We start from the raw sequence: 7,089 nt of genomic DNA, 5'->3' as shown, positions 1-7,089 counted from the left end.
ATGTTCTGCAGGCTCAAGGATTTCAGGAGGATAGCGACCCGCTACGACAAGCGTGCCGACACCTTCCTCGCGGCCATATGCCTCGCCGCTTCCATCACTTGGTGGATCAATTGAGTCCCGACCCTAGACCGCTATATGGAAGAGTTTCCGGAATGGGTCGAATTTGGCGACATCCGGATCAAAAACTGGCACAGGCCACTCTCGGCTTATATGAAGGAATTGCTCGGCCACGGCTTGACGCTGAGTTTCTTCGACGAACCGGTCCCGCGTTCGGGCGACGAAACGACCCAGGCACGCTACAAGCGGGTGCCTTGGTTTATGATGATGGAATGGCACCGGGAAAGTTTCTAAACTGAGAGACTGATTTTCTCGGACAGACACCGGATCGAACAGACATGACCCTCCGTGCCGCCACAGCGCATGACCTGCCTGCCATTCAGGAGATCGTTGAGCACGCATACAGCCCTTACATTGAGCGTATGGGCCGTCCACCGGGACCCATGCTGGACGACTACGTCAAGCGGATCGAACGCGAGCAGGTGAGCGTTGTCGAGGTCGACGGACGGGTCGGCGGTTTGCTGGTCCTCATCGATCAGGCGGATCATCTGCTGCTCGATAACATTGCCATGCATCCGGATTTCCAGGGGCGGGGGCTCGGCAGGCAGCTTATGGACTTTGCTGAGGCCGAAGCGCTGCGGCGGGGCTTCGGTGAACTGCGCCTCTATACCCATGAGAGCATGACCGAGAATATCGCGATTTACAGCAAGCTTGGCTGGGAGGAAACCGGGCGTGCCCTGCAGGCGGGTTTCCAGCGGGTCTTTATGCGAAAAGTGGTGTCGCAAGACACTTAGGCAAAAAATTTGCCCGGCGCTGTCACGATCAGGTGCGCTGTCTCGTCCAATAGATATGTAGGGCCGCGCCCTGTTTGCCCGTCTCAGGATCCGACCAGGCTTTTGCGGCTTTGAGGAGACATCCATGCGTGCGTTTTTTGCCCGGAAGGCTCTCAAGGCCTTTGGCGTTCACTACAGCTACGACGTCAGCTACATGCTTCAGATGTTGCGGGTTTCACCCGTGGCCTTCTTTAGGTTCGCGGCGCTGACCAAAGTTGCGCAACACCGCGGGGCAGTGCCCAGGGAAGCTTTTTACGCCGCGAAGATCGTAGGGGCACTGGCAGAGGACTGCGGTCCTTCCGTGCAGCTCGCTGTCGACATGGCGCAGGAAGCGGGTATGTCCGATCGCTGTATCCAGGCGGTACTGACGCGGGACCTCTCAGCCATGGATGTGGATACCGTTATCGGGTTTCGCTTCGCCGATGCCCTGGTGAAGCGCGCGCCCGAGGAAGACGATGCCCGCGCGGTGGTCCGGCAGCAGTGGGGTGATGCCGGCCTCGTCGAGCTCACCCTTGCGACCCAGATCGGGCGGATTTTTCCGATGGTCAAAACCGGTCTGGGCTTCGGCAAGGCCTGCCGAAAGGTACGGGTCGGCAGGCATTCTGTCGTCGTGCCGGGACGGGCTGCATGAAAAAACTCGAAGATACGCTGACCGCATGCCGTGGACGCTTGCTGGGACTCGCCTACCGTATGCTGGGCAGTCATGCGGATGCCGAAGATATCGTTCAGGATGCCTACTTGCGGGTCAGTGCGCGTGAGCAGTCCGGAATCCGGGATCCGGAGGCCTTTCTCTTCACGACCGTAACGCGGCTCTGCCTCGATCAGCTCAAGAGCGCCCGTGCGCGGCGCGAGGTCTATGTCGGCCCATGGCTTCCGGAGCCAGTGATCGATTCCGAAATCCTCTCGCCCGAGCGCGCAACGGAGCTATCGGACGATCTTTCCTTTGCGTTGCTTTTGACTCTGGAAAAGCTCTCCGCGGCCGAGCGCGCAGCTTTTATCCTGCATGACGTGTTCGATACCTCCTTCAAGCAGATTGCCGAGACCCTGGGCAAAAGCGAAGCGGCCTGCCGGCAGTTGGCTGCCCGGGCGCGTCGGGCAGTGAAGACCGAGCGCCCCAACGAGGCCGCCGCACCTGAACTGCACAGGACCCTGCTGACAAAGTTCGCCGAGGCCGTGGCGACGGGGGACACCAGCCGGCTCCGCGCTCTGCTTGCGGCGGATGTCGTGAGTTATTCGGATGGTGGCGGTCGCAGGGTTGCGGCCCTCAATCCTGTTGTCGGGGCGGAGAAGGTTGCGCGTTTCTTTGTCGGTTTGTTCCGGAAACACAAGGCGCGTGGCCGCCAGAGCCGGTTCCACCTGGCCACGCTCAACGGTCTGCCCGGCTTCGTGACCTATACCGATGGCGAACTGGATCACACGCTGAGTGTCGATCTGAAGGGAGAGCGTATCAGCCGGATATACCTTGTCCGCAATCCTGAGAAACTGGGCGCGGTCGGATCCCTATACGGCACCTGAGACCCAGATCAAAGCCTCAAGCCGTCAAGTATTTCGGCTCGTTTTCTTCTCTGCAACAAGGGTTTAAGAAAATGACTTCGCGCATCACAGCGACTTCCCAGCAGACCCTGGCCGGGTTGCAAAGCCAGGCGGAAGACGGGCATGAGCCGGGCAACGTCATTGTTACGCAGCTCGGCAAGCTCGCAGCCTGGGCACAGTCCAGTTCGCTCTGGCCGCTGACCTTCGGGCTGGCCTGTTGCGGGGTCGAGATGATGCATGCCTATATGGCCCGCTACGACCTCGATCGTCTCGGTTCCATGCCGCGGGCGAGCCCGCGTCAGGCCGATGTCATGATCGTGGCGGGCACCCTGACCAACAAGATGGCGCCGGCGCTGCGCAAGCTCTATGACCAGATGGCGGAGCCGCGCTGGGTGATCTCCATGGGATCCTGCGCGAACGGCGGCGGCTACTATCATTACTCCTATTCGGTCGTGCGTGGCTGCGACCGCATTGTTCCGGTCGATATCTACGTTCCCGGTTGTCCGCCGACGGCTGAGGCCTTGCTCTACGGCATTCTTCAACTGCAAAAGAGGATCCGGCGTGAGGCTGCGATCCGGCGGTAAAAAGGAAGTTTGAGATGGATCTTATAACCTGTGATGCAGCACGTGGATCAATGGAACGCGCGTTGGCGGCCGGGGTCAGCCCGCAAGGCCTGCGTGCGACGCAGTCTCTCGCGCGCGGCAGTATGAAGCTCTACTTTTATGCCCCGCGAGGAGAGGACCTTCAGACACCCCATGACCAGGACGAGATTTACGTCGTTTTGAAAGGCAGTGGTTCTTTTACGCAGATAGGCGATGAAGCGGTTCCCGAATCCCTTTCCTTCGGCCCCGGCGATGCGATTTTTGTTCCGGCAGGCAGGGAGCATCGCTTCGAGAACTTCTCGGACGACTTTGAAACCTGGGTGATTATGTACGGAGTGAGCGGTGGCGAGAGTTGAGTTTTTTCGTCGCGTGAGAGGTTACGCGGTCGTTGCGCGGGCATTTCGCCGCGCTGCCATCAGTTCCAGCGTGTAGCTCGAGAGTTCATTCAGAACTTTAAGGGCGGCCCGGGCTTTCTTTGCGTCGACCGCGTCGGCCAGCGCGTCGTGCAGAGCCGCGATGCGGGTGCGGTCGCGCATGCGGTAGGTGATCATATTCATGAGCGGCTGCATGGACTCGATCACCCCCGCCATCTGGAACGAAAGCACGGGGTTGTCCGCCGCGTCGGCCAGGGCACGGTGAAAGCGCACGTCGGAGGCACAGAAGTCCTCGTCGCTGACGTCTTTCATCCGCTGCTGGGCGATCTCCTGACGCATCACCTCCAGATGCTTGTCTTCGCGCCGAGCGGCGGCGAGGGGCAGGCAGGCAGCCTCCAGGGTGAAACGGGCTTCGACCACGTCCTCGAAGGGGATGTCGTTCATACCGATCAAAAGCGTGCTGGTGGTGACCAGGGCGTCGTGCGCTTCCGACCAGGTCAAGCGGTTGACGAAGGCACCGCCGGTCGGGCCGCGCTGGGTGCGGATCAGGTTCTGCGCGGCCAGGCGTTTCAGGGCCTCACGGACCGTCGCACGGGACACGCCGAAGCGCTCCGCCAGTTCATTCTCGCTGGGCAGGCGTTGCTCGACGACAAGCCGGCCTTCCATGATTGCGGTGCGGATTGCGTCGGCGATTTGTGTGGAGAGACCTTCCTTATTGATCCCGTCGTATGCGATGGACATTCGGATTCCCGAGGACTCTGGGCCTGATCATACTCTAGCGAGACCAGATTGCGGTTTCGCTGCAACATGTAAAACCGGCCTTATTCAAATAGTTAGGGCAGGTTCTGCTGGGCAATAGATCGCTAAAGGCGATTCCATCCGGCCGGGAGAACCTACTCCAGGAGGCTGCTTCGACCCTAGCGGGCGGCTCCGTGATCTGTCAAATCGCTATTTGTTTAATTGTCAGACAATTTATTGTTTGACAATTTTATCCGGCTCTCGCAGTTTCGCTCCGGGATGGAAATGGCGGATTGGGCAAGGCCATGCAGGGAGTGGTTTTCTTCGCGACGCTGCGTTGGGCGACGCTGCGTTGGGCGACGCTGCGTTGGGCGACGCTGCGTTGGGCGACGCTGCGTTGGGCGACGCTGCGCTGGGCGACACTTCGCTGGCGCTGGGTTGGCTTTTTCGCTGCCCTGCTGACGGCCTGGGCGCTGTTGTTCGCCATGCAGCCCGAGGTCGTCGCGCCCGAGGGCTGGGAGGTTCTAGGCGCCGATTACTGGGCGGCCATCTGCCGCGCGGCTGTCGAAGATGCATCCTACCTGGCCGTTCTCGCCATGTGGGGCCTGATGTCGGCGGCCATGATGGCGCCCACGGCTGTTCCTGCCTTCAAGAGCTACGACGATCTGACCCACACAGATGCGGCCGATGCTGCCGGCTTCGGCAGCTTTATCGGCGGATACCTGATGGCCTGGCTCGGCTTCTCCATCCTGGCGGCGGCGCTGCAGGTGACGCTGGCAAACGCGGGCGCGCTCGATGTCGAGGGGCGCAGTCTGCTGCCATGGCTGAACACGGCCCTGCTTGCCGGCGCGGGTCTCTATCAATTCAGTCCCGTGAAAGAAGCCTGCCTCAGCAAGTGCCGCGCGCCCATGATGTTCTTCATGGCGGAATGGCGTCCTGGCCGGACCGGGGCGCTGGTCATGGGTCTGCGGCTGGGTGCGGTCTGCATTGGCTGCTGCTGGGCGCTGATGCTGCTGGGCTTTGTCGGCGGGGTGATGAGCCTTGCCTGGATGGGCGCGGCGATGCTGCTGATGGCTTTTGAAAAGCTTCCGGCCCTTGGCCGCTACCTGACACGTCCGCTCGGCGGGCTCCTGTTGTTGTGCTCCCTCTGGAGTCTTTTCGGCGCAATTTGAAGTTTGAGAAAGGCGAGGCCAATGGATGATTGGGCGATCAAGGGCGAACTGATCCTGAATTGCAACTGCACGGTTTTCTGTCCCTGTGTTGTGTCCCTCGGCAAGCATCCGCCGACGGAGGGATACTGCCAGGCCTGGGCCGGCGTGCGGATCGACAGCGGTCATATCAACGGCGTGGACCTGTCCGGTCTCAACGTCGGTCTGGTGCTCGATATTCCGGGCAACATGGGCCGGGGCAACTGGAAATGCGCGGCCTATATCGACGAGCGGGCCTCGGACGCGGCCTATGACGGCCTGATCCGGATCTTCTCCGGCGAAGCCAAGGGCACGACCGGGCTTTTCAAGCTGCTGGTCAGCGATTTTCTGGGCGCCGAGCGCGCACCGATCGAGTACGTTAACGAAGGCAAGAAGCGGCGCCTGGTCGTCGGCAAGGCGATCAAGGGCGAAGTCGAGCCAATCGTGGGGTCCGATCCGGATGCCGAGGTCGCCGTGACCAACACCGGATACTGGATGGGACCGGATATCACGATCGCGACCGCAAACCAGGGCCGGGTGCGCGCTCACGGCCGGGTTTGGGATTTCGACGGCCGCAGCGCCGAGATCTGCCAGATCGATTGGCACGGCGCCTCCGCGGCGTAACGATCTTACAAAGAGGTTGAACAGTGTCCGCACCCAGTCTTTCCATCACCCGGCGTATCCGCCGCACCCCCTTTACCGACCGTGTGGAGGCGAATGGGGTCAAGGCCTATACGGTCTATAATCACATGCAGCTGCCGACGGTCTTCGAGAGCGTGGAGGCAGACTACCGGCACCTGAAAGATCACGTTCAGGTCTGGGACGTTTCCTGCGAGCGGCAGGTCGAGCTGCGCGGTCCCGACGCGGGCAAGCTGATTCAAATGCTCACCCCGCGCGATCTCGGCAACATGGTGGTCGGCCAATGTCTCTACACGCCAATGGTCGACGAGACCGGTGGCATGCTCAACGATCCGGTCACGCTCAAGCTCGCCGAAGACAAGTACTGGGTCTCAATTGCCGACAGTGATCTTCTTTTCTGGATCAAAGGCCTGGCTTACGGTCTTCACTACGAGGTCGATGTCGATGAACCCGATGTGTCGCCGCTGGCGATCCAGGGTCCGAAGGCGGACGAACTGGCGGCGCGGGTCTTTGGGGACGCCGTGCGGGACATCCGGTTTTTCCGCTACAAGGTCCTGCCGTTCGAAGGGCGGGATCTGGTGGTGGCGCGCTCCGGCTATTCGAAGCAGGGCGGTTTCGAGATCTACGTGGACGGAACCGATCTGGGCGAACCGCTGTGGGATGCGCTCTTCGCGGCGGGTGAAGATCTGCAGGTGCGCGCGGGCTGTCCCAACGGCATCGAGCGGATCGAGGCCGGCTTGCTGTCCTACGGCAGTGACATGACCCGCGAAAACACACCGCACGAATGCGGACTCGGCAGGTTCTGCCAGACCCAGGAAGCCATTGGCTGCGTCGGACGTAATGCCTTGCTGCGGGTAGCTGTCGAAGGCCCGACCCGGCAGGTCCGCAGTCTTGCCATCGACGGCGATCCCCTGCCGGGCTGCAGCGGGATCTGGTTTGTCTACGCCAATGGAAAACGCTGCGGACGGGTCACGTCCTGCGCCTGGTCGCCGGACTTCGAGACCAATGTCGCGCTCGGCATGATCCGCATGACCCACTGGGATGACGGCACCAGGGTCGAGGTCGAAACACCCGATGGCATGCGCACGGCGACGATCCGGGAAAACACCTTTATCTGAAAAGCTTG

Annotated in this window: 10 protein-coding genes and 1 pseudogene; 10 read left to right on the top strand and 1 reads right to left on the bottom strand. The window is 61.2% G+C overall.

Features of this window, described 5'->3' with window-relative positions:
- The 7 genes and pseudogenes from FKG95_RS12350 to FKG95_RS12320 all read left to right on the top strand — a co-directional run.
- Positions 1-114 (top strand): annotated as a pseudogene (locus FKG95_RS12350) (IS5/IS1182 family transposase); the annotation flags it as partial.
- A gap of 21 nt (positions 115-135) precedes the next feature.
- On the top strand, positions 136-351 hold the full coding sequence (locus FKG95_RS12345) for a hypothetical protein (RefSeq protein WP_142896642.1): 216 nt from the start codon (positions 136-138) through the stop codon (positions 349-351).
- Between the two features lie 44 nt (positions 352-395).
- Positions 396-851 (top strand): GNAT family N-acetyltransferase, encoded by a 456-nt coding sequence (locus FKG95_RS12340; RefSeq protein ID WP_142896641.1) that lies wholly within the window; start codon positions 396-398, stop codon positions 849-851.
- A gap of 124 nt (positions 852-975) precedes the next feature.
- Positions 976-1,521: a hypothetical protein gene (locus FKG95_RS12335; protein ID WP_142896640.1), complete on the top strand. Its 546-nt coding sequence runs from the start codon at positions 976-978 to the stop codon at positions 1,519-1,521.
- A complete protein-coding gene (gene sigJ / locus FKG95_RS12330; RefSeq protein ID WP_142896639.1) occupies positions 1,518-2,405 on the top strand; it encodes an RNA polymerase sigma factor SigJ in 888 nt (295 codons plus the stop codon). Before FKG95_RS12335 ends, sigJ begins: the two co-directional genes overlap by 4 nt.
- A 71-nt stretch (positions 2,406-2,476) precedes the next feature.
- Entirely contained in the window at positions 2,477-3,007 is a 531-nt protein-coding gene (locus tag FKG95_RS12325; RefSeq protein ID WP_142896638.1) for a NuoB/complex I 20 kDa subunit family protein, read from the top strand.
- Positions 3,008-3,021: 14 nt separating this feature from the next.
- Positions 3,022-3,381, top strand: coding sequence for a cupin domain-containing protein (locus FKG95_RS12320; RefSeq protein WP_218940169.1), 360 nt, complete (start codon positions 3,022-3,024; stop codon positions 3,379-3,381).
- 21 nt (positions 3,382-3,402) lie between these two features.
- On the opposite strand, the gene FKG95_RS12315 is transcribed toward FKG95_RS12320, so the two are convergent.
- Positions 3,403-4,140: a FadR/GntR family transcriptional regulator gene (locus FKG95_RS12315; RefSeq protein ID WP_142896637.1), complete on the bottom strand. Its 738-nt coding sequence runs from the start codon at positions 4,138-4,140 to the stop codon at positions 3,403-3,405.
- 302 nt (positions 4,141-4,442) lie between these two features.
- On the opposite strand from FKG95_RS12315, the gene FKG95_RS12310 reads away from it, so the two are divergent.
- The 3 genes from FKG95_RS12310 to FKG95_RS12300 are packed head-to-tail and all read left to right on the top strand — an operon-like array spanning position 4,443 to position 7,081.
- Positions 4,443-5,309 carry a DUF2182 domain-containing protein gene (locus tag FKG95_RS12310; RefSeq protein WP_142896636.1) on the top strand — a complete coding sequence of 289 codons (867 nt, stop codon included), beginning with the start codon at positions 4,443-4,445 and terminating at the stop codon, positions 5,307-5,309.
- A 21-nt stretch (positions 5,310-5,330) separates the two neighbouring features.
- Entirely contained in the window at positions 5,331-5,948 is a 618-nt protein-coding gene (locus tag FKG95_RS12305; RefSeq protein WP_142896635.1) for a DUF1326 domain-containing protein, read from the top strand.
- Positions 5,949-5,971: 23 nt separating this feature from the next.
- The gene (locus tag FKG95_RS12300; RefSeq protein ID WP_142896634.1) at positions 5,972-7,081 is read left to right on the top strand and encodes a dimethylsulfoniopropionate demethylase; all 1,110 of its coding nucleotides are present in this window, start codon (positions 5,972-5,974) and stop codon (positions 7,079-7,081) included.
- Positions 7,082-7,089: the final 8 nt, after the last annotated feature.

The organism is Denitrobaculum tricleocarpae (genome assembly GCF_007004665.1).
GTDB lineage: Bacteria > Pseudomonadota > Alphaproteobacteria > Kiloniellales > Kiloniellaceae > Denitrobaculum > Denitrobaculum tricleocarpae.
Note: the sequence above shows the minus strand (reverse complement) of the source record. Positions and strands in the feature narration are given on the sequence as shown.